General features: G+C 68.1%; 18 protein-coding genes. 7 read left to right on the forward strand and 11 right to left on the reverse strand.

From position 1 onward, the window contains the following. Positions 1 to 88 precede the first annotated feature (88 nt). Both IBX18_RS18145 and IBX18_RS18150 read left to right on the forward strand, forming a co-directional pair. Positions 89 to 904, forward strand: coding sequence for an ABC transporter permease (locus IBX18_RS18145; protein ID WP_194834952.1), 816 nt, complete (start codon positions 89 to 91; stop codon positions 902 to 904). After that, positions 901 to 1731 carry an ABC transporter permease gene (locus IBX18_RS18150; protein WP_194834771.1) on the forward strand — a complete coding sequence of 277 codons (831 nt, stop codon included), beginning with the start codon at positions 901 to 903 and terminating at the stop codon, positions 1729 to 1731. The genes IBX18_RS18145 and IBX18_RS18150 overlap by 4 nt, the downstream gene beginning before the upstream one ends. On the opposite strand, the gene IBX18_RS18155 is transcribed toward IBX18_RS18150, so the two are convergent. The 3 genes from IBX18_RS18155 to IBX18_RS18165 all read right to left on the reverse strand — a co-directional run bounded on the left by IBX18_RS18155 (position 1728) and on the right by IBX18_RS18165 (position 5793). Then, complete coding sequence (locus tag IBX18_RS18155; RefSeq protein ID WP_147129724.1) at positions 1728 to 2591, reverse strand: helix-turn-helix transcriptional regulator; 864 nt, start codon at positions 2589 to 2591, stop codon at positions 1728 to 1730. The genes IBX18_RS18150 and IBX18_RS18155 overlap by 4 nt on opposite strands. A 163-nt stretch (positions 2592 to 2754) precedes the next feature. Beyond that, on the reverse strand, positions 2755 to 4014 hold the full coding sequence (locus IBX18_RS18160; protein WP_194834772.1) for an NADH:flavin oxidoreductase/NADH oxidase family protein: 1260 nt from the start codon (positions 4012 to 4014) through the stop codon (positions 2755 to 2757). 27 nt (positions 4015 to 4041) lie between these two features. Next, positions 4042 to 5793 (reverse strand): NAD(P)/FAD-dependent oxidoreductase, encoded by a 1752-nt coding sequence (locus IBX18_RS18165; protein ID WP_194834773.1) that lies wholly within the window; start codon positions 5791 to 5793, stop codon positions 4042 to 4044. A 125-nt stretch (positions 5794 to 5918) separates the two neighbouring features. Between IBX18_RS18165 and IBX18_RS18170 the strand changes: the two genes are divergently transcribed. From IBX18_RS18170 to IBX18_RS18180, 3 genes are all read left to right on the forward strand, one after another. Continuing rightward, positions 5919 to 6497 carry a TetR/AcrR family transcriptional regulator gene (locus IBX18_RS18170; protein ID WP_373889202.1) on the forward strand — a complete coding sequence of 193 codons (579 nt, stop codon included), beginning with the start codon at positions 5919 to 5921 and terminating at the stop codon, positions 6495 to 6497. 134 nt (positions 6498 to 6631) lie between these two features. Next, complete coding sequence (locus IBX18_RS18175) at positions 6632 to 7174, forward strand: hypothetical protein (RefSeq protein WP_194834774.1); 543 nt, start codon at positions 6632 to 6634, stop codon at positions 7172 to 7174. A 3-nt stretch (positions 7175 to 7177) separates the two neighbouring features. Further along, entirely contained in the window at positions 7178 to 8074 is an 897-nt protein-coding gene (locus IBX18_RS18180) for a hypothetical protein (RefSeq protein ID WP_194834775.1), read from the forward strand. A gap of 12 nt (positions 8075 to 8086) precedes the next feature. On the opposite strand, the gene IBX18_RS18185 is transcribed toward IBX18_RS18180, so the two are convergent. Then, positions 8087 to 9511: an aminotransferase class V-fold PLP-dependent enzyme gene (locus tag IBX18_RS18185; protein ID WP_194834776.1), complete on the reverse strand. Its 1425-nt coding sequence runs from the start codon at positions 9509 to 9511 to the stop codon at positions 8087 to 8089. 153 nt (positions 9512 to 9664) lie between these two features. Here IBX18_RS18185 and IBX18_RS18190 point away from each other — a divergent pair, with 153 nt between their 5' ends. Next, positions 9665 to 10093, forward strand: a complete 429-nt coding sequence (locus tag IBX18_RS18190) for a ribonuclease domain-containing protein (RefSeq protein WP_194834777.1) — start codon at positions 9665 to 9667, stop codon at positions 10091 to 10093. Positions 10094 to 10620: 527 nt separating this feature from the next. Next, entirely contained in the window at positions 10621 to 10980 is a 360-nt protein-coding gene (locus IBX18_RS18195) for a DUF4254 domain-containing protein (protein ID WP_107658318.1), read from the forward strand. A 210-nt stretch (positions 10981 to 11190) separates the two neighbouring features. Here IBX18_RS18195 and IBX18_RS18200 read toward each other — a convergent pair whose 3' ends face one another. From IBX18_RS18200 to IBX18_RS18230, 7 genes are all read right to left on the reverse strand, one after another. Then, positions 11191 to 14484 (reverse strand): hypothetical protein, encoded by a 3294-nt coding sequence (locus tag IBX18_RS18200; RefSeq protein WP_194834778.1) that lies wholly within the window; start codon positions 14482 to 14484, stop codon positions 11191 to 11193. A 144-nt stretch (positions 14485 to 14628) separates the two neighbouring features. After that, entirely contained in the window at positions 14629 to 15225 is a 597-nt protein-coding gene (locus IBX18_RS18205) for a DUF4126 domain-containing protein (RefSeq protein WP_194834779.1), read from the reverse strand. 122 nt (positions 15226 to 15347) lie between these two features. Further along, entirely contained in the window at positions 15348 to 16145 is a 798-nt protein-coding gene (locus tag IBX18_RS18210; protein ID WP_194834780.1) for an iron ABC transporter permease, read from the reverse strand. A 4-nt stretch (positions 16146 to 16149) separates the two neighbouring features. Then, positions 16150 to 17046, reverse strand: a complete 897-nt coding sequence (locus IBX18_RS18215; protein WP_194834781.1) for a 2-aminoethylphosphonate ABC transporter permease subunit — start codon at positions 17044 to 17046, stop codon at positions 16150 to 16152. Between the two features lie 124 nt (positions 17047 to 17170). Next, a complete protein-coding gene (locus IBX18_RS18220; protein ID WP_194834782.1) occupies positions 17171 to 18361 on the reverse strand; it encodes an ABC transporter ATP-binding protein in 1191 nt (396 codons plus the stop codon). A 29-nt stretch (positions 18362 to 18390) separates the two neighbouring features. Then, on the reverse strand, positions 18391 to 19461 hold the full coding sequence (locus tag IBX18_RS18225) for a 2-aminoethylphosphonate ABC transporter substrate-binding protein (RefSeq protein ID WP_194834783.1): 1071 nt from the start codon (positions 19459 to 19461) through the stop codon (positions 18391 to 18393). Positions 19462 to 19532: 71 nt separating this feature from the next. Next, positions 19533 to 20222, reverse strand: coding sequence for a phosphonatase-like hydrolase (locus IBX18_RS18230; protein ID WP_194834784.1), 690 nt, complete (start codon positions 20220 to 20222; stop codon positions 19533 to 19535). Positions 20223 to 20224: the final 2 nt, after the last annotated feature.

Genomic DNA, 20224 nt, shown 5'->3' on the forward strand with positions numbered 1-20224 from the left:
TATCTCCTAGGACAGCCACCCGCGACATGCGGACAAGTGCCGGTTCCCGGCAAACCGGTGCGGGTATCCGCAGGATGAGAGCGTGCAGATGAGCCTGCTGACGGTGGCGTCGCGGCCGCGGATCGGGGCGGCCGCCCAGTGGTGGGTGCTGACCTGCCGCCTGATCCGGCCGTCCTGGCGCAACGGCGAGTTGGTGACCGCCGTGGTCGCGCCGACCGTGTTCACCCTCGGGTTCTACGTGCCATTGAACCTGGTGATGAGCGTGTACGGGCACGGGCTCAGCAGCTACGCCCAGTTCCTCATGCCGATGATCGTGATGCAGGCGGTGGCCTTCTGCGCGACCTCGGCCGCGTTCCGTGCGGCCAGCGATGCCAAGGACGGGCTCACCGTCCGATTCGGCTCGATGCCGATGCCTGCGACGGCGCCACTGGCAGCGCGGGTGACGGCGGCCATGTACCGTGCCGTGGTCTCGTTGGCGGTCGCCGTGCTGTGCGGACTGGTGATCGGCGTCAGGTTCTATGGAAGCTGTTGGCATACCGCGGGTTTCATGGCTCTGTCCTTGTTGATCGCGTTGTCGTTCTGTCTGGGCGCCGATCTGATCGGCAGCCTCGCGAAGAGCCCCGAGGCGATCACGCAGGCGCTCATCTTCCCGCAGTTGATCCTCGGCCTGGTGTCCACCGGTATCGCGCCGGCGCACCAATTTCCGTCCTGGCTCCAGCTTTTCGCGCGCAATCAGCCGGTGTCACAGTTCGTGTACGCGCTGCGCGCGCTGGCCGGTGATCCGAGCGGCAACGCGGGCGTCGTCGGCTGGCCAGTGCTCGGACCCGGGTTGGCCTGGGCGGTCGGGATACTCGTGGTGTTCGGTGGGCTGAGTGCGGTCGTCGCCATGCGGAGGACGGGATGACGCAGACGGACAATCAGGTAGCCGCGGCTAATCTGCCTGTAGTGCACGGTCACACCGAGACCTGGCGGTTGCTGGTGCCGCAGACCGTCATCCAAACCCGGCGGCTGCTGCTGCGCTGGTGGCGCGACCCGCTGACGATGGTGCAGTCGCTGGTGTTTCCGGCGCTGTTGCTGATCGTGCTGAATACCGTGCTGGGCAAGCAGATTTCGGTGTTCTCCGGCGCGAGCGCCCTGTACGGCTCGGTGCCGATGGTGGCGCTGGTCGGAGTGATGTCGGGGTCGCTGGCCGGGGCGATCACGCTCGGCCGGGAACGCGATCAGGGCCTGCTCGCCCGACTGTGGGTGCTGCCGGTGCATCGCGCGTCCGGGCTCGCCTCGCGGATTCTCGCCGAGGGCGTCCGAATCCTGTTGTGCACCATGGTGTTGTTCGGGGTGGGCATGCTGCTCGGCTTCCGGTTCGAGCAGGGGCTGCTCGCCGGTATCGCGCTGTTCGGGGTGCCGCTGCTGTATGGGCTCGGCTTCGCGACGCTGGTCACGGCGTGCGCGGTGTTCAGTGCGAAAGCGGCACTGGTGGAGGCGGTTTCGCTGGGCTCGTCGATCATGATGTTCTTCAGCACGGGGTTCGTGCCGTTGGCCGCGTATCCGCGCTGGGCGCAGCCGATCGTCGCGCACCAGCCGATGAGCTACGCGATCGACGCCATGCGCGGGCTGTCCCTCGGGGGAGCGGTGCGAACCCCGTTGCTGGCCACGGCGGCGTGGTCGGTCGGCGCGATCGTGGTGTTCGCGGTGCCCGCAGCCGTCGGCTACCGGCGTGCCAGCCGCAGCTAATGGCCCATCCGCGCAGCGGCGTCCATGATCATCTCCGCGGAGTCGCGCGGGCTCAGCGCCATCGCGCGCAGTTGGTCGAAAATCACGCCGAAGCGCCGGATTTCGGGGTGACCCTCGATGAGTTCGTCGCCCGCGATGCCTTCTACGTACACCAGCTCCGGGTCGGCCGGGTCGTGGAAGTCGAGCAGGGTGAACGAGCCTGCCATGCCGGGGTGCGCGCCCGCGTCGAACGGGAGGACCTGCAGGATCACGTTCTTGCGCTTGGTTTCCTGGAGTAGCCGGTTCAGCTGGCCGTGCATGACGGCGGGCCCGCCGACGGTGCGCCGGATGGCGGCCTCGTCCATCACGACCCACAGTTCGAGCGGGTCTTCCTTGGTCAGGTTGGCCGCGCGGTCCATCCTGGCGCGTGCCCGGTCCTCCATGATCGACGCTTCCACCTTCGGCATCGAGGTGTCGATCACGGCGGTCGCGTATTCCATCGTCTGCAAAAGCCCTGGGATGGTGGAGGTCTGGTAATGCCGCGCGGACAAGGCCTCGGCCTCGAAATTGATGTACGCCGCGTACACCTCCGACACGCTGCCCTCGTACGCCCGCGACATCCCCGGCTTGAGCGCGTCCGACAGCAGCTCCATCGCGTCCTCGCGCTGCTCCTCGGTCACGCCGTACAGATCGAGCATCGCCTGGAGGGTGCGCCGCTGCGGCCTGGCCTGCGCGGTTTCGATCCGATACAGCGTGGTGACGTTGATACCGGTCTTCCCACTCACGTCTTCTTTGCTGAGCTCGGCCTGCTCGCGCATGACCTGCAGCATCGAGGCCAACCGGCGTAACCGCACGGTCAGGACGGTGCGCTTGCCTGCCATGACCACTTCCCTTCGGACTGCGCGCTGCTCGGCACACTCGCGGGTCGGTGAGGAAAGTCCACGTCGACGGCAGAAGTGCCACGGGAGCGTGTTCGTAAGACGAAGCGTACCGCTTTCGATCTCGCTGCAATCCAAGGTTTTAGGTTCTCGCTCAGTAGGTTTTTCAGCCGCGTTTGTGGCGGAAGGCATCGAGGCCGTTGCGGTTGAGCATGCTGAACGTCGTTTTCCACCAGGGGCGGGCAGGGTCGGGATCGTTGCCCGCGCCTAGCCGGTGCAGCTGATCGGTGTGCCACTGCAGGTCCAGCGCACCGTCGAGCGAACGCAGGCTGGTGACCTTGGACAGCGGGCCGCGCAGGCCCATCGCGATGCCGACGGTGCGCAGGCGTTCGTCGCGGCCGGTGAGTACGGCGTCGGCGGCGTCGGGGGTGACACAGGTCGGACGGCCGATGCCGATCACGTCGCAGCCACCGGAGGCGAGGGCGTCCGCCATGGCGCTGCGCGAGCGGAACCCGCCGGTGACGGCGATCGGCAGCGGGCCCGCTGCGGCGCGGGCGGTCCGCGCGTAGTCGAGGAAGTAGGCCTCGCGGGCCAGGGTGCTCGCCGCGGGTGCGTCCTTGCGGCCCATCATGGCGGGGGATTCGTAACTGCCGCCGCTGATTTCGATCAGGTCGAGGCCCTCGGTGGCGAGCCGTTCGATGACCCCGCGCGACTCGTCCTCGGTGAAACCCCCACGCTGGAAGTCGGCGGAGTTCAGCTTGATGCCGACGGCGAAGCCGGGCGCCACCGCGGCGCGAATGCGGCGAACCACCTCGACGGGGAAGCGCATGCGGCGCTCGGGATTACCGCCCCACCGGTCGGTCCGCTGGTTGGCGAGCGGCGACAGGAACTGCGACACCAGGTATCCGTGCGCGCCATGGATCTGCACGCCGTCGAACCCCGCTAACTCGGCGATCCGCGCCGTCGTCGCGTAGCGGTCGATGAGGTCTTCGATCTCGGCGTCGGTGAGCGCCCGGGGCGTCGGCATGCCGGGGATCTTCGGGGCGATCGCCGACGGCGCGACCGGCCGGGTCCGCGTCACCAATGGATTGGCTTGTCTGCCAGGGTGATTGATCTGCATCCAGATCGGCGCGCCGCCGTCGTGGGTGGCCTTCGCCCAGGCGGTCAACGCGTCGAGATCACGCTCGTCGTCGACCACCACATTGCCCGGCTCGCCGAGATGGCCGCGGTCGACCATCACATTTCCGGTGACCACCAGCCCGTAACCGCCTGCGCCCCACCGCGTGTAGAGCCGAGTCAGGCGCTGGTCGGGTGCGTTGGCGGTGTTGCCCAAGCCTTCGCTCAAGGCCGATTTCATCAGCCGGTTGGGCAGGATCTGGCCGCACGGCAGCGCGAGCGGGTCGGCCAGGGTGGTGGCGGAGGTCATGCTGAGTCCTTCTGCTTGGCAATGGGTTCAGGATCGTGCGGCGGCCGCACGCGCGGTACGGACCGCGAGTTTCTTGGCCGCGGCGAGCGGCTCCCACTTCGCGGGGTCGGCGGCGTGGTCGGCAACGCCGAAGACCTTGCCTGCGCGGATCTCCGCGTCCAGGTCGCGCCCGCACGCCGCCCCTGCGGCATGCAGGCCGGACAGCATCGCGCCTTCGACCGCGGGGCCCCACGCGGTGCTCGCGCCGCACAGGAACAGGCCGTCGATTTCGGTGCGGGTACCCGGCCGGAACGGCCCGAACTGGGTGAGGGACAACTCGAGTCCGTAGGGAGTGCCCGCACTGGCGCGGGTGTAGCGGTGCTGGGTCAGCGGGGTGGCCGCCTCGCACCACACGATGTGGTCCGCGATGCCGGGGATGACCTCGGCCACCCGCGCGATCATGATCTCGGTGAAAGCCGCCTTCACGCGCAGGTATTCGGGGTTGCGCTGGTAGCTGTCGTCACCGGCTGTGGGCCAGGCGGCCAAGCCCCAGAATTCGGGCTCGCAGGGGACGAGGGTCATCACCTCGAGTACCGAGGAGCCCTTCGGCGAGCCGTGCGAGTTGTCCGGGTCCTTGACCGTGGTGACACTGACGTACGCGGGCAAGCGCTTTCGAGCCTCTGCGATGCGCTCATCTTTGGTGTAGCCCGGCTTGTTCTCCGACAGGGCTTGGAACAGTGAGGTGACATCCTCGGAGGTCGGCAACGAGTAGAAGTTGGTGTTGGCCATCCAGGTACTCAGGTCGACGTCGACGCCCAGATAGCAGTTGAAGAACGATTGCGACATCCGTAACCGCTCCACCCGCGCGATGGTGGTGCGGCGCAAGTGTTTTCGTCCGACGAGCTGGAGATAGGTCTGCTTGAGGTCGGCGTTGGAGACCACGATCGGCGCGGTGAACTGGGTGCCGTCCTCGAGTTCGACGCCGGCTACCGCCTTGTTGTCGACCAGGATGCGGTGCACCGCGGACCGCGTACGAATCTGTCCACCGTTGGCGACGACGACCTCGCCGAGCCGGGTGGAGAGCATTTGTCCACCGCCCTTGGGGAACCAGGCGCCGTCGCTGAGGAAGTTCTGCAGCATGAACGCGTGCACCGCGACCGGCGTGCGGTGCGGTGGGCTGGCGTAGGTGCCGTACTGCACCGACATCGCGGCTTTGAGTGCGGGACTGAGGAAGTGCGCGTTCAACAGCTGGGTCAGCGGCACCATCGCCCACGGCGCGTGAATACCGGCGGCCAGCAAGAACTTTGCGTTGCCGAGCAGGGACGCCGGCGTGCGGCTGTGGTCGATGCTCGCGCCGATCCGCCGCAGAATGCCGACCACCCGGCGGATCTTTCGTGCTTCGGCCGGGAATGCCTCGATCAGGTTGCGCTGGTAGTTGTCCCAGCCCCGCGGGATCTTCAGCGTCAGGTCGGGAAAGACGATGGTGTCGAAACCGTCGGGGTTCAGCGGCAGGAACTCGATCTTCTGGTCCAGCCCGAGGCCGCGCAGGATGGTCGGGATCTGTCCCGTCGGCCCGCAATCGCCCAAATAGTGCACCCCGACATCGAATTCCCACTTTCCCGCCCGCCGGAACACGTGGGTGCAGCCGCCGATCACGTCGTAGGCCTCGAGCACCACGGTGCGTTTACCGGCCGCCGCCAGATACGCGGCGGCGGTCATGCCGCCGATGCCCGCGCCGACGACGATCGCGTCGAAGGTGTGGTCCGCGGTGGCCGCGTCCTGCTCGACGAGAGCGGTCATGTGTTCCTCCATGATCGGGCCTCGCCGCGGCGAGCTGGACCGTTGCTGTTACCAAAGGTCACGGTTTCCTACACGGTAGTAGCATGATCGGTCTACCGCAAGCAGGAAATGGGTAAGCTGCGACCATGACGATGCGTCCCCGTGAGCGGCTCATCATGGGCACGATCGATCTCATTCGCCGCCGCGGCGTCGCGGGCACCGGCATGACCGAACTGCTCGCGCACAGCAACACCGCCCGCCGGTCGATCTACCAGAACTTCCCGCGCGGCAAGCAGCAGCTGGTCGAGGAGGCCACCCGGACGGCGGGCAAGGTGATGGCTGCGGCGATTGCCGCGACTGCGGAATCCGGCACTGCCGCCGCCCGGCTCGCCGACTTCGTGCGGATGTGGAAGGACACGCTGGTCAACGGCGACTTCACCGCGGGCTGCCCGGTGGTCGCGGCGGCCTTGGCTGGGTCGGAAGTGCCTGCGGCGCCTGCGATCGCCGCCGAGGCGTTCGCCGAATGGGAGGGGCTGATCGCCGAGCAGTTGATCGCCGAGGACTTCGACGGTGCGACCGCGGCGTCGTTGGCGACCACGGCGGTGGCGGCCATCGAGGGTGCGGTTGTCATGTCTATCGCCGCCCGTTCGGTTACGCCGCTCGAGCGGGTCGCGGCGCAGCTCGATCAGCTGCTCCGTTGCCCGCGGTCCGGGCGCGAGGCGTAATCAGGACTTCTACGAGTCCGGCAGATCCACCGCGGCTTCGGTGCCGAATACGTTCTGGCCGGAAGTGCTGACCCGGGTCCGCTCGGGGCTTCGTCCGGCCTGTCGGCGAGCACGAATCCATCGAAGGAGATCCCGTGTCCCACAGCTACCGTTCGACCGGTGCCGCAATCCTCGCAGGCGCGGTACTCGGCGCATGCATACTTGCCGCGCCCAGCTCGGCCAGGCCGGATCCGGCCGGAGACGACGCGCGCATCACGTGCAAGGAAAGCGGCCAGGTTACCTGGCTCAACGTGGGGATCGGAGAGGAAGCCTTGCCCGTCGGATGGCAGGCGACGATTCTCTTCAGCGGTTGCTCGGGGCCGGACATCTCGCTGACCAAACCGAAGCCGGTCAGTATGGCCATCGCGGGGACTGAGCAGGTCGCCTGCGACGGCCCGGTCGAGGAGCACAAAGGCACCGGGGCGATCACCTGGTCGGACGGAACCACCAGCAAGATCAGTCAGACGAGTGAAGGGCAGACCAAGACCGACGGCTCTGGCCCCGGCGATTTCCCGATCAAGATCGAGTCGGGTCATTTCAAAGGCCATGAGGCAGTGGACAGCAATGACGTGCAGGTGGAAGGTACCTGCCCGGGTGTGACAGCTGGGGTGCTCACCGGAGAGTTCTACATCTTCTGACGAATGCCAGACCCTTCCGCGTTCGGGCCGCTCCGGGCGGAGCCGTTGCTGCTCGCGCATCCGCACGTTCTCCCGGACCGGCTGGCGATGTTTCACCGCCGAGCCGCGCACGACGAGCCCCCGCCCGTCACGTGCGCGGCAACGCATTCGCTCACCGCGGGCGAGGGCGAACACGACGAGTTCTTCGGGATCCGGCGTGCGGCAGGGGATGTCGAGTCGCTCTGGCATGCTGCGTTCGCGCGTGTCGTCGAAGCCGTTGTGGCACATACTCCGAGACATCAGCACGAGGAGCTGTGCGGCGCTTTGACCACGGCGTTCCCTGCGCTTCGCTGGTCTTCGGCGCAGCCACCGAATGAGCCACTGTGGGCCGGCCTCGACTACTGGGTCCGCGGCCATCAATTGTTCGCGGTCCTGACCCAGGCCGCCACGGTGAGCACGCGACACGCCTGCACGCGTGCACGACTCGGTGATACTACGGCTGCCGCAGCTGGTCTCGAGACCACGGCGTCCGTCTTTCGTTGCAGCGCAGCGGCTTTGCGGCTCACCGCGGGATTCACCGCCGATGAGTATCGGGAGCGGGTGCGGCCGTTGATGGAACCGCCGCGAGTGACCGCAGGCTTCAGCGGGATCCTGTCCGTCGACCATCGTGCGCTGGTCGACGCTCTGCGAAAGTGGCGGAGCTACAGCGAGATCCGTGAGTTGTCCGGCGGAGCCGCGCTGCTGCGCGATGCCCTTACCGAGGTATACGCGGCGCACGTGGGTGTGTGCGAGCGCTTCGTCGGCGAACAGGCGCCCAGTCTCCGCACCGCGGCCACCGGGCAGCAGTCCGCGGCGGTGCGGGTACTGCGCGCGCTGGGACAACGTCGACTCGGCTTGGTCGATGGGTCCGCAGATCGATAGGACCGCGGCCGCTCAGTCGCCGAGCAACCCGGATGCGGTGCTGCTGAGCAGATCCCATGCGGCGGTGACGTGTTCGTCGCGGGTCGCGGTGCCGCCGATGGCGAGCCGGAGGGTGAACGCATCCCGAACCATGGTGTGGGACAGATAGATTCGCCCCGACGCATTGACCGTCTGCAACAGCTGTCGATTGGGCTCGTCGGCACCACGCAACCGGAAGCAGACCAGCGAAAGCGGATGGGGGGCCATCAGTTCGAAGCGGTCGTCGGCGGCCACCCACGTGGCGAACTGTTGCGCCAGCGCGACACTGTGCCGAATGTGCGCCCGCAGCCCTTCGACGCCGTAGCAGCGGATCACGGCCCACAGTTTGAGCGCGCGGAACCGCCGTCCCAGTGGCACCTGCCAGTCGCGATAGTCCACCACCGCGTCCGCCGCACTCACGTTGCTGCGCAAGTACTCTCGCACCACCGAGAGGGCACCGACCAGCGCCGCGCGGTCGCGGACATAACAGGCGTCGCAGTCGAAGGCGGTGAGCAGCCACTTGTGCGGATTCGTCGCGTAGGAATCGGCGTAGTCGGCCACGCCGTGCTGGATCCAGCGCAGCTCCGGGCACACCGCGGCGACTCCCGCATACGCGGCGTCGACGTGCAGCCACGCGCCGAACTCGGCGCAGATCGGGCCGATCCGGTCCACCGGATCGATGGCACTCGTCGAGGTCGTCCCGACGGTCGCCATCACCATCACCGGGATGAGGCCCGCCTGAACATCATCCGCGATCGCGGTACGCAATGCCCCGGGGTCCATCGACGAGTCCGCGCGAGTACCGATGAACCGGACCGCCGCTGTGCCGAGACCGGTGATGCGCGCGGCCTTCTCCAGCGCCGAGTGCGCGTCGGTCGAGGTGTAGACGCGGTAGCGCGCCCGGTCCACGCCCTCGGTCTGCACCCGACCCTCCGATGCCCGGTGCAGCGCGGCGAGCAAGGCGACGAGGATCGCGCTGGACGCCGAGTCCTGGATGACGCCGCCGCCTGCGCCTGCGAAGGTGAAGCACTCGGGCAGTCCGAGCAGGCCGGCGAGCCAATCGAGCACGTGCTGTTCGAGTTCGGTGCAGGCGGGGCTGGTCTGCCACATCATGCCCTGCACGCCGAGGCCGGCGGACAGTAGTTCCGCGAGCACCGCCGGGCCCGACGTGCTGGATGGGTAGTACGCGAAGAACCCAGGATGCTGCCAGTGCGTCAGCCCGGGAACCAGGATCGAGTCGAGATCCGCCAGTACCGCGGTGAAGGGTTCGCCGGTCTCGGGTGGTGTGTCCGGCAACCCGGCCCGCACCTGTCCGGGCGTTACCTGGGACAACACCGGCAGCGACGCCACCCGGTCCCAGTAGTCGGCGACCCAGTCCACGACCGCGCGGCCGTGTCGGCGAAATTCCTCGGTGCTCATGTGGTCGGGCGCAGGCTGCATTCCTGGTATTCGGTCCGGTGACTCGCGCGGATAGGCCACGAGCTGCGGAAAGTGCTGTCGGGCACCAAAGCTTCACGGATCGGAAACCTGCGGAAACCTGGCGTTCGGATCCGTGACGTAGGTTCACGCGTTATGACTGGGGCGGGATCGACCTCGAAGCGGTTCGTGCACATCGTCGTTGTGGTGACTGCCGCGTTGGCGCTGATATTCGGGCTGTCCACGGGCGCGCCGGAGCAGGCGCGGCCGGTGCGGGCGGATGAGTCGATCATGCTGGTCAGTGCCGCTGTCCCGCAGCGGGCCTGGGACACGCTGGCGCGGATCGACGCGGGCACGTGGCCGCCGAACGACGGTTCGGGCACCAAAGGCGGTGGGGTCTGGTCGAACCGGGAGGGGCGGCTGCCCGCTACCGACCCGGCGGGCAGCCGGATCGCCTACCAGGAGTGGGACGTCAATATAAAGAAGCCGGGGCAGACTCGCGACGCCGAGCGCATTGTCACCGGCAGCGACCGATCCGCTTGGTACACCGGCGATCACTACACCAGCTTCACTCGAATGCGCTGAATGGACTGGTCCGGACCGCGGCTCGTTGGTAACCCGCCTTGACATGATGGGCGGCTGATATCGGGGTCTGCGGTGGGTCCGGCAACTGATCGGCATCCACTCGAATGGTGGGAAAGTAGCGTCGATTCGTCCCCCGCGCGGTAGCCCTGCACCTACGCTGGCGTGCAGTGGAAGTCGGCTCTCGGATCGTCTCGTAATCCGCGGCGACGCCCTCGGCTCAGGTGGCGCTGAAGGTGTGGTGAGCCTGCGGAAGCGGGCGCTTGATCCCCCGCGTAGCGGCCGGTTGCAGCAATGCGGACGCACTCTTGCGTTCTTGCATCTGTAAGAGCATGATCCAGCTAGCCTAGTTGTGAACAACCGATCCGATGACCGGGATTACGGAATCGAGAGCCAATTATGTTGGTACAAAGCGTGTTGGTATCGGGCGCACTCGGGGTGACACGATGAGTGCACCTACCGTGGGGGTACTGCCGACAGCTCCGCAATTATTGTGTGCCTTTCAAGGACGTCGTTTCCAAGATCGGGAAATGCTGCGTTCCGCGCACGCGCTCGCCGAACTGCATGCGCGCAGGCAGCAGGTGCGAGACACCGCATTGATCATCGAAATAGACTACCGCCGGGGTGAACTCGTCGACGAGATCAATGATTGGATCGGCAAGGAAATGCCGCAGCATCGCAATGGTGCGTCGCTGCACACGGAAAGCCTCGGCGCGGTGGTGGACCGGATGGCACGCAGCTGGGTGGACGCGAACCAAGCCATTGACGTCTCGGGCGCGCGCAGCGACAATACCCATAAACATTGGTATCACCTGGCCGAACTTGTTGATGGGTACACTGATCTGGTAACCGACGTGGCCGGTGGCCGGCGTCGATTGCCTGAGCAGTGACCTTCTTGACCGATGTTCTCACCGCGATAGTGACACTGCCCCGACAGCGTCGCTTGCCAAAGAAGGCGACGTTCAGCGTAGTCATCCGACCAGTGACTTTCTCTGAATGATCACGTCGTCACAGTGACGGCGGGCGCAACGGGGCGCCCCGCCCGGCGTGCCGCGTGGTCGACTGGCGCGGCACGCCCGCTGGAATCTCATTCACTGCAATCATTCGGCAATAGTGAAGATTTCGTGCGCCGCCACCCGGACGCTGCTCTGTCCGTGCGTCCGCATCCGGGTGAGTAGCTCCACCCAGGCGGGCGTCCAGCCGAAGTGATTGCCGCACTGCGCGATCAACGCCAACGCGGCCAGTGCGACCGCGCTGTCCACGTCCACGGACAACTCGCGCGCCACCCGCGTCATGGTGTCGGCATCGACCATCTGCCCGCTGCGGGACAGCCGCGTACGCAACTGTTCGGCCGGATAGACCACCAGGGCGCCTCGCGCGAACCCGCACGCCTGCCGGATCGACCGCACGCTCGAATCGACGTCCGCCCAACGGATTTGGGTCACCAGCAGGTCGATCGCGAACCGGCGCCACTGCGGTTCGACCGCCAGTCGTTCGGCCACGGCGACCGCCGTCTCGCGCGCCGCATCGGACACGCCCGCCGAGCTACCCAGATTGCCGAGCAGCGTCGAGAGTCGTTGCCGGGCAGGAAGATCGCGGCCCGGAATGACGACATCCTCGGCGCCGAGCAGCCGGTCCACCGCCGCAGGCACCGCGGCCCGGAAGTCGCTGGCGACGAGCACGCGCGCGGCGTGGCGCCAGAGTCCTGTCTCGCTGAGGTCGGCGAGCCGGTGCACCAGCATGTCGCCGGTATCGGAAGGTGCCCAGCGTTGCCACACGCCGAGGACCCGCATCGCCTCGGTGGCCAGCTGGACGTCGGCGCCGCCCGCCATCTCCCGCACCAGCCCGGCCATCCTGCGCCGCTGCGGAATCGGCAGCAGGGCGGGCACGAGATCGAGCACCGCACTCGCCACCGCGGGGTCACGCGTCGCCGCATCGAGGATCTGCCAGGCGTCCTCGTGGTCGAGCAGCCAGCGGCACGCGAAGACGATCGCGCGCCGGACATCCCGATGCTGGTTCGGGCGGTCCCAGATCGCTCGGATGACGGCCAACGCCTCCGGTGCGTGCAGCGCCGCGAGCAGCCGCACGCCCTCCTTCAGCGAGGTGATCTTCGGGGAGTCCAGCAGCGGTGTGAGCGCGGCCGCGAGCCGATCCGGGGCGATACTCCTGGCCCGGGAAGCGATGCCGCTCACCGCGACTCGCGCTCGATCGGAGTCCACGTATCTGCTGAGCGCGCCGATCGCGGCCTCGGCCTCGGTGCTGCGGCCGAGCGCGGTGAGCGCCGCCTCGGCCACCGTGAGCTCCGGGTGATCGATGTAGCCGACGAGGCGGGCGAAGCTGCCGGGCAGCCGGCCCAATCGGCGCACCGCCCAGGCTTTTTCCCACGGCGAGGACTCCTTGGCACGCACCAGCGCGGTGAGCGCTCGCGCGTACAACTCGACCTGCCGTGCGGTCCAGCCGCCGAAGCCCTCCGAAAAGTCGGGCACCAGGCGCACTTTCGGCGCAATGAAGCGCCCCGGTGTGGCGCCGTTGAGCACCGTGTCGAGCAGGTCGGTGCGGCGCGTGGCGATCAGGTGCTGTACTCGGGTTAGTGAGATGAGCGAGCGGTCCCGGTTCAGCAGGGTGGTGAGGTGCTCGTCGCGGGTGGCCGGGTCGGCCAGCACCAGGTCGACCGCGCGGTGGATGACGGAGTCGTTGCGTGCGCTGCACGCCCGGAGCAGCAACTGCTGCAACGGCACAACGTTCCAGGCGCGCTTGTTCAGGCCCTGGGCCAGGTCGAGTGTCAGCCCCCATTCATCGCGCACCGCATCGCTGTCCAGTCGCCTGCGCAGCGCAATGCAGAGCTGCTGTTCCGCACCACGCGGCAGATCTCGGTCCAGTTCCCATAGCGGCAGTGATATCGATTGTGCTGCAAGGTGTTCTATCAATCGCAGCGCCGACTCGGTGTAGGCCGGATCGGCGGCGCGGGCACCATGTACCAGCAGTGTGCGGGCCATAGTGCTCACCGCGCCGGTGGTCATGGCGGATCGATCGCGGGCTTGCAGCGCGTCCGTGCCCAGCTCTTCCAGCGTGGGTAGGTGTTCGGTGCGCAACAGGGTTGGTGGGATCTGGCTGATCGCTTGTAAAGCTGTGCGCCGCACCGGGTCCTGTTCGTTGCGCAGCCGACGCATCCCCTCGAACAGCGCGCCGACCACCGCGGGGTCGCGACTGCCGATCGCCGCGGCGACGAGCAGCGGATAGGCTTGCGCCCGCTCGTCGGCGGTCGGGCGGCGGATGCTCTCGCGCAGCACGGGTTCGGCGTCCTCCCAGGGAAGCCGGGCGATCAGCCGCTCCCGGGTCAGCCGATCATCGGATCCGCCTCGGCGCGACAGCAATTCGCGGGCCAGCATGGCGCGTTCGTGCCGGGGCAGGCTGTCGAGGGCGTCGAGATCCACCTGCGCGGCGTCGACGCCAGGCCGGATGAAGACTTGCCGCACCGGCTCGAGGCGACGGCTCGGCGGCAGGACATGTAGCAGATGCCGTTGGTGATAACCCGAATACGCGGCGCACACGGCGATCAAGCGCTCGTCGGGGAGCTCGCGCAACGCCGTGAACAGCGCACGCCCGGTCAGACAGGTGCCGCGCCCGCTCGGATGCAGGATCAGTTCGACGACGGCATCGGTGTTGTGCCGAGCCAGCTTTCCCGCGACGGCATGCAATCCGTACGGTTGCACGTACCGAACCGCGTGTGCAGCGAGGGCGAGCAGGCGGTCCGGGTCTCGCAGCGCGAAGCTGCTCGCACCGGCGGCAATGCGCGGCCACAGCTCGGGCCAGTCGGATTCGCCCGCCTGCGCCGCGAGGTCCGCCAGATAGGTGAGCACCACCTCGGTGTGCCTGCGGCCCAACGTCTGCCAGTTGGGCGCCGCGTAGGCGAATTCGGCCAGGTACTCGGTGACGAGCGCCGTCGAGCAATACGGCAGCACGCGCACCGCCTCCCCGTCACCGAAGCGGCGGCGGACCTCCGGCAACAGGGCGTCGGCGAGAGCGGCACTGTGCTTACGGCGTCCGATCGCCCGATACAGCATTGTCCGCGTCCGGTGCGCCATCCGTGGTAGTCGCTCGACGAGCACCGGTGGCTCGACACCGATTCGGACCAGCGCGACGATGGCCCGGGACACGAACTCCTGCTCGGCCGAGTCCACTTGGCCGACAAGGTGATCACGGTCGGCGGCGATCGCGGCGAGGTGAATCGAGAGGACCCGTTCGTAGTGACCGCGCCCGGCCAGATCGGTCAGCAGTGCGCGCAGCTCCGCGGTGCCCGCCAACCGCAATGCCACCGTCGCGAGAGCCCGGCGCCGCTGCGGCGCGGACAACGGCTCGAGGTCCTTCACTAGCTTCGTCGCCGGTGCTGCCATTCGTCGACCGCCAACCTTTCCTCGGGTGTCGCGGGATCACCCCGTGGTCGTTGTGAGGATATGTCGCGCACACCGGGTTTCGCGGAACGAGCTCGAAACGGCGGCCCACGCCGGGTTTTTCGCAGGCGGTGAGCCACCCGGCGCTCAGGTCGCGGCGGCGGTCCGCGCCGCCCTGCGCTGTCGGCGGCGGCGCAGATAGCTGCGGATGCGGGTGGCGAGGAAGGTCACCAGGACCAAGCCGATCAGCAGCAGGATGCCCGCGACGATGGCCGCGGGCAGCGGGTGAAAGACGGCGAGGGTGATGATGCCCGCGACGGAGATGTCCTCCGCGGTGCTCGCCACGATGTTGCTCGCGGGTTCCGGCGAGGTGTTGATCGCCATTCGAGTCCCGGCCTTCACCAGATGACTCGCCAGCGCGGTGGCGCCGCCGACCGCGGCCGCGCCCAGCTCGGACAGTGAACCATCCTGTCCCGCAAGCAATGCCGCGACGACGGCGCCCGAGGCGGGCCGGACCACCGTGTGTAGGGCATCCCAGAAGGAATCGAAGTACGGAATCTTGTCGGCGACCGCCTCGATCGCGAACAGCACCGCGGCGGCGATCAGCACGTCGGTGCGCTGCAGCGCCTCGGGCACCGAATCGGTCAGGCCGGTGCGACCGAACAGGCCGAGCAGCAACACGACGGCGTAGGCGTTGACTCCGCTCGCCCAGCCCGCGGTGAAGATCAGGGGAAGTGCTGACACGTCGCCATCCTAGGTCGAGACCTGGCCACCCGCCCTGACCACCGCAAACCCGCGCGCCGCCGCACCCTTCCCAGGGGCACGCACGCCATTGCGGGGGCGGGAATCCGAGGTGCGCGGCACGGTCAGCGCAGGGCGGCGCGGCTGCGTAGACGGCCGAGCAGGACCAGCGCCAGCAGGGTGACCAGGACGAGCAGCGTGGTGCTGGCGGCCGCGTCGAACACCTCGCCGCGGTCGGTTTGGGCGAAGATGCCGACGGGCAAGGTCTTCCAGGTGGCCGGATAGACCATGATGGTGGCGCCGAGCTCGCCCATGGACAGCGCGACGGCGAGTCCGGCGGCCGCGCCGAGCGCCGGGAGCAGCAGCGGCAGCGTGACCTGGCAGAGCACCCGGACCGGGCCGGCACCGAGGGATTCGGCGGCCTGGCGGTAGCCGGGGTCGATGCGGTCCAGTGCGGCGGCGACCGCGCTGAAGGAGTAGGCCAGCACGAGGACCGAATGTGCCAGGATGACAATCCATTTGGTGCCGCCGAGCAGCACCGGTCGCTCGTTGAACGCGATCAGCACCCCGAGGCCGATGGCCACCGACGGGACCGCGACCGGCAGATGGAACACCGCGTCGGTACCGCGCCGCCACCAGCTAGGTGCCTCGCGCGCCGCCAAGGCCGCCCAGGTGCCGAGGATCAGCGAGACGGCGCCGGCCAGCAGCGCGGTCTGCAAACTCACCGAGAGGCTGGCGGCCTGCTCGCCGGACAATGCGCGCTCGAAATTGGCGAAGCCGAGGTCCGACGGCAGCGGGCCGGTCCAGTGCCCGGCGAGGGCGGCCGCGACCACGGTGGCGATCGGCGCGACGAACACCACGAACACCACGAGGGCGAACACGGCGAGCACCGCGACCCGGCCGCGTCTGGTCCACATCAGCATCGGTTCAGTTCTCCTTCTGGGCCGTGAACCGGGCGAAAACCAGCCGGTACCCGATGTACAGCGTGAGCGAGAGCAACACCTGCACCGAGGCGAGCACCGCGGCACCGGGCAGATCGAAGGTGACGATGCCGCGGGTGTAGATCAGCGCGGGCAGCGTGATCACGCCCTTGGCGCCGGTGAAGAGCACGATGCCGAACTCGTTGAGCGTCAACAGCAACACCAGGCTGCCGCCCGCCGCGAGCGCGGGCCACGCCTCGGGCAGCACCACCTGGCGCAGCACCCGCCACGGTGATGCGCCGAGACTCGCGGCCACGTCGAGCTGTTCGCGCGGTAGTTGCGCGAACGCGGCGAGCAGTGGGCGCACGACGAACGGCGTGAAGAAGGTGATCTCGGCCAGGATCACGCCGAGCGGGGTGCTCAGGAAGTTCAGTGCGGGTTCGTTGTTCCCGGTGAGGCGCGTGATCAGCGCGTTGACCGCGCCTGCCGTGCCGTAGAGGAAGGTGAATGCCAGCGTGATGAGAAACGACGGGAGCGTCAGCACGGTGTCGATGAGCCTGCCCACCACCTGCGACCCGGGAAACGGCACGAACGCCAGCACGATCGCCAGAAACGCGCCGAGTATCAGGCAGCCCGCGGTTGAGCTGACCGCGATGAAGACAGTGCGCCACAACGCATTACGGAAGGACTCGGAACCGAGCACCTGGGACCAGACCGAGGTGCCGCGGCCGGTCGGAGTCACCGTGGATTCGGCGAGGACCCGCACGATCGGGTACACGGCGATGAACAGCACCACCAGCAGCGGGGGCAGGCTCCACAGCACCGGCTTCCAGTTGCGTTGCCGCGCAGTTGGTTGCGGGCCGCCTGGCGCGGTGATCGGCTCCAGTACCGCAGGCGCGCTCATGCTCGGCCCCCGCTGCGCGGTTGTCTCGCCGACCTGCCGCACACTTCTTGATTTCCCGCACATCGAATCGCATGCGATTGCGTATGCGGGAAATCAGAAAGTGTGCGGCACCTCTGACTGCACCTCATCGCGGCACCTCGGTGGGGGTCGTGCGGCCGACCGCGCGGGGGATCAGCACTCCGGCGGGGTCGGGGAAGAGCACACCGACGACCGAGCCAATGGCGGTGTCGACATGCCCAGAGACGTCGGCGGAGATCTGGTCGGCCACACCGTCTATCGCCAGGTGCAGGCGCGTGGACGCGCCGCGCCAGACAGCGGAGACCACCGTGCCGCGCAGCGCGTCTCGTTCGGAGGTAGCACCGATCCGCACGGTGTGCGGGCGCACGCACAGCAGGGCGGGGGAGTCGAGGGCCCAGTTCTCCTGTCCGACACCGGGTGTGGGTGCCTCGGCCCGCAGTGTCCGGTTGCCGACGGTGACCAGCGCCGAACCGCCCGACAGCCGGTTCACCGTGCAGGGCAGCAGGTTCGCGCCGCCGAGGAAGGCAGCGGTGAAGTCGCTGGGTGGCCGCCGCCAGAGGCTCTCGGCGGTGTCGATATCCACCAGGTGGGCGTCGCACATGACCGCGATCCGGTCGGCCAGCGCGAGCGCCTCGGACTGATCATGGGTCACGTACAGCATCGCCGTGTCCGGCAACGCCTTTCGCAGCTGCTGGAGCTCGCCGAGCATGGACTGGCGCAGCTGCGCGTCGAGTGCGGCCAGCGGCTCGTCCAGCAGCAGCACCTTGGGCCGGATGGCCAGCGCCCTGGCGATCGCCACCCGCTGCTGCTGACCGCCGGACAGTTCCCTGGGCAGCCGCTGGGCGTAGGCGCCCATGCCAACCATGGCCAATGCCTCGGTGACCCGTGCGCCGATCTCGTTGCGCGGCACCCGATGTGACTTCAGCCCGAAGGCGACGTTGCCGTGCACACTCATGTGCGGGAACAGCGCGTAGGACTGCACGACAACGCCGATGCCGCGTTTGGCGGGCGACAGGTCGGTGACGTCGCGCCCGGCCAGCCGGACCGCGCCCGAGGTCGGCCGGACGAATCCAGCCAGAGCCTTGAGCGCGGTCGACTTGCCGGAACCGCTCGGTCCGAGCAGGGCGACGGTCTCGCCCGCGGCGACGCGCAGCGTGAAATCGGCCAGTGCGACAGTGGTTTTGCGGCCGCTGCGGTAGCTGACGCCGACCCGGTCGAACACGATCGCCGGTTCGGTAGCGGCCGGTCGGGACAGGGCGGTGGTGGATGACTTCGTGAGTGCGTCACCGGTGGACATTGGTCGACTCCCTTGGGGTTGACGGCGTTTCAGCTACCGGTGGCCTTCTGGTAGGCCGCCAGATCGCCGTCGAGGTCGGTGAGCACCGTGTTCCAGTCGACCGGCAGCAGTTCGACGCCCTGCAGCAGCGAGCTCGGCGACGGTCCCGATCCGGCCGGGGCATCACGCAGTTCCGCGCGGGCGGGCACCGCGAAAGCGTCCGAGCCCAGCGACTTCTGCGCCTCGGCCGAGAGCAGGAACTCCATCAGCTTCTTGGCGTCATCTTTATGCGGGGCACCCTTGGCCAGGCCCATCACGTAGGGGACCGCGACGGTCGACTTCTTGCCGTCGGCGGCGGCCGGGAAGAAGACGCTGAACTTCGCGCCCTTCTCCTTGATGGTGGTCAAATTCATCTGCACGTCACCGTTGGCGATGCTCAGCTCACCCTTGTCGACCTTGGCCTGTAGCTTGCCCGTCGACGAGGACGGCCCGACATTGTTGGCCTGCAGCTTGTTCAGGTAGTCCAGCGCGCCCTGCTTGCCGAGCAGCTTCTGCAACAGGATCAGTACGGCGGTGCCGTCACCGGCCTGGCCCGGCGTCGAATACTGCAGCTTGCCTTTGAAGTCCGGCTTCAGCAGGTCGTCCCAGGTGATGGCCGTGGTGTCGACCGACGGGTTGGCGATGAAGCACAGGTAGTTGTTGGCCAGGGTGACGTACTTGCCCTCGGCGTCCTTGTCGGCGGCCGGGACCGCGCTGGTGTCGACATCGCTGTCCTGCAGCAGCCCATTGGCTTTCGCCTTCTGGATGAACGGCGGCAGCGTGACGACCACGTCGGCCTGCGGGTTGGCCTGCTCCTTGTCGACCCGGTTGACCACCTCGCCGGAGCCAGCCTCGACCAGGTTGACCGCGATGCCGGTCTGTTTCTGGAACGCCGCGAACTGGGTCTGGTACCAGCTGCCGACACCGTCGGCGGAGTAGACCGTGACGGTCTTGCCGGTCGCGCTCTCGGTGCCGGTGCCACCACAGGCGGCGGTGGCTGCGACAGCGGTGGCGGTGGCGAAGAGCAACGCGGTGCGGGCGAGGGTGCGCGCCAGGCGGGCCGGCGGGTACGAAGTACGCACGATGACTACAACTTTCGGTTCGTGAGGAGTGTCGGAGTCGAAGGGGTTTATCCGGCGGCTGCCGGAACGGTTCAGCTGTGCTCGGCGAGCACCAGTTCGGCGAACTCGACGACCGACGGCACGACGTGGGTGGCGCCTGCCGCGCGCAGCTGCGCTTCGTCGTGTGCGCCGGTGAGCGTGCCCGCGACGATGCGGGCGCCCGCGGACAATCCGGTGGCGATGTCGCTGGTCGTATCGCCCAGCACCGCAACACGATCCACGGCGTCGGCGTGCAAACGGAGCAGCGCGGTGAGGACCATGTCGGGGTAGGGGCGGCCACGCCCGGCGTCCGATGGGGCCAGGGTCAGGTCGGCAATGTCGGTCCAGCCCAGCGCGTTCAGCAGCCGGTCCTGGGTGGTGCGGCTGAACCCGGTGGTCAGTGCGACCCGCACACCGGCGCCACGCAGCTTGCTGATCGCTTCGGCGGCACCGGGAATCGGCGTGATCTCGACTTCGTCGATCAGCGCGTCGTAGGCGGACTCGAAGGCCCGGTTGGCTTCCTGCGCGCGCTCTTCGTCGCCGAGCAGGGCACGGAATACCGCGATCTTGGACTGGCCCATGGTGTCCAGCACGTACTGCCGGGCCTGCTCGCGTTCCGGTCCGTCGGCCGCGATGCCCGCCGTGGTGGCGGCGGCCTCGAAGGCGCGCAGGACCAGCCCGCCGTCGGCGACGGTGGTGCCCGCCATGTCCAGGACGACTAGTTGAATGGTGTTGTCGGACACTG

Origin of the sequence: Nocardia sp. XZ_19_369 (assembly GCF_015355715.1) — a bacterium.
Classification (GTDB): domain Bacteria; phylum Actinomycetota; class Actinomycetes; order Mycobacteriales; family Mycobacteriaceae; genus Nocardia.

What these genes read in the sequence shown, in the direction of transcription:
- IBX18_RS18160 (WP_194834772.1), bottom strand. Translation starts at nt 4,014, where the DNA reads ATGACCTCCGCCACCACCCTGGCCGACCCGCTCGCGCTGCCGTGCGGC.
- IBX18_RS18145 (WP_194834952.1), top strand. Translation starts at nt 89, where the DNA reads ATGAGCCTGCTGACGGTGGCGTCGCGGCCGCGGATCGGGGCGGCCGCC.
- IBX18_RS18190 (WP_194834777.1), top strand. Translation starts at nt 9,665, where the DNA reads ATGACTGGGGCGGGATCGACCTCGAAGCGGTTCGTGCACATCGTCGTT.
- IBX18_RS18220 (WP_194834782.1), bottom strand. Translation starts at nt 18,361, where the DNA reads ATGTCCACCGGTGACGCACTCACGAAGTCATCCACCACCGCCCTGTCC.
- IBX18_RS18195 (WP_107658318.1), top strand. Translation starts at nt 10,621, where the DNA reads ATGCTGCGTTCCGCGCACGCGCTCGCCGAACTGCATGCGCGCAGGCAG.
- IBX18_RS18180 (WP_194834775.1), top strand. Translation starts at nt 7,178, where the DNA reads ATGCCAGACCCTTCCGCGTTCGGGCCGCTCCGGGCGGAGCCGTTGCTG.
- IBX18_RS18170 (WP_373889202.1), top strand. Translation starts at nt 5,919, where the DNA reads ATGACGATGCGTCCCCGTGAGCGGCTCATCATGGGCACGATCGATCTC.
- IBX18_RS18215 (WP_194834781.1), bottom strand. Translation starts at nt 17,046, where the DNA reads ATGAGCGCGCCTGCGGTACTGGAGCCGATCACCGCGCCAGGCGGCCCG.
- IBX18_RS18200 (WP_194834778.1), bottom strand. Translation starts at nt 14,484, where the DNA reads ATGGCAGCACCGGCGACGAAGCTAGTGAAGGACCTCGAGCCGTTGTCC.
- IBX18_RS18155 (WP_147129724.1), bottom strand. Translation starts at nt 2,591, where the DNA reads ATGGCAGGCAAGCGCACCGTCCTGACCGTGCGGTTACGCCGGTTGGCC.
- IBX18_RS18150 (WP_194834771.1), top strand. Translation starts at nt 901, where the DNA reads ATGACGCAGACGGACAATCAGGTAGCCGCGGCTAATCTGCCTGTAGTG.
- IBX18_RS18165 (WP_194834773.1), bottom strand. Translation starts at nt 5,793, where the DNA reads ATGACCGCTCTCGTCGAGCAGGACGCGGCCACCGCGGACCACACCTTC.
- IBX18_RS18210 (WP_194834780.1), bottom strand. Translation starts at nt 16,145, where the DNA reads ATGCTGATGTGGACCAGACGCGGCCGGGTCGCGGTGCTCGCCGTGTTC.
- IBX18_RS18185 (WP_194834776.1), bottom strand. Translation starts at nt 9,511, where the DNA reads ATGAGCACCGAGGAATTTCGCCGACACGGCCGCGCGGTCGTGGACTGG.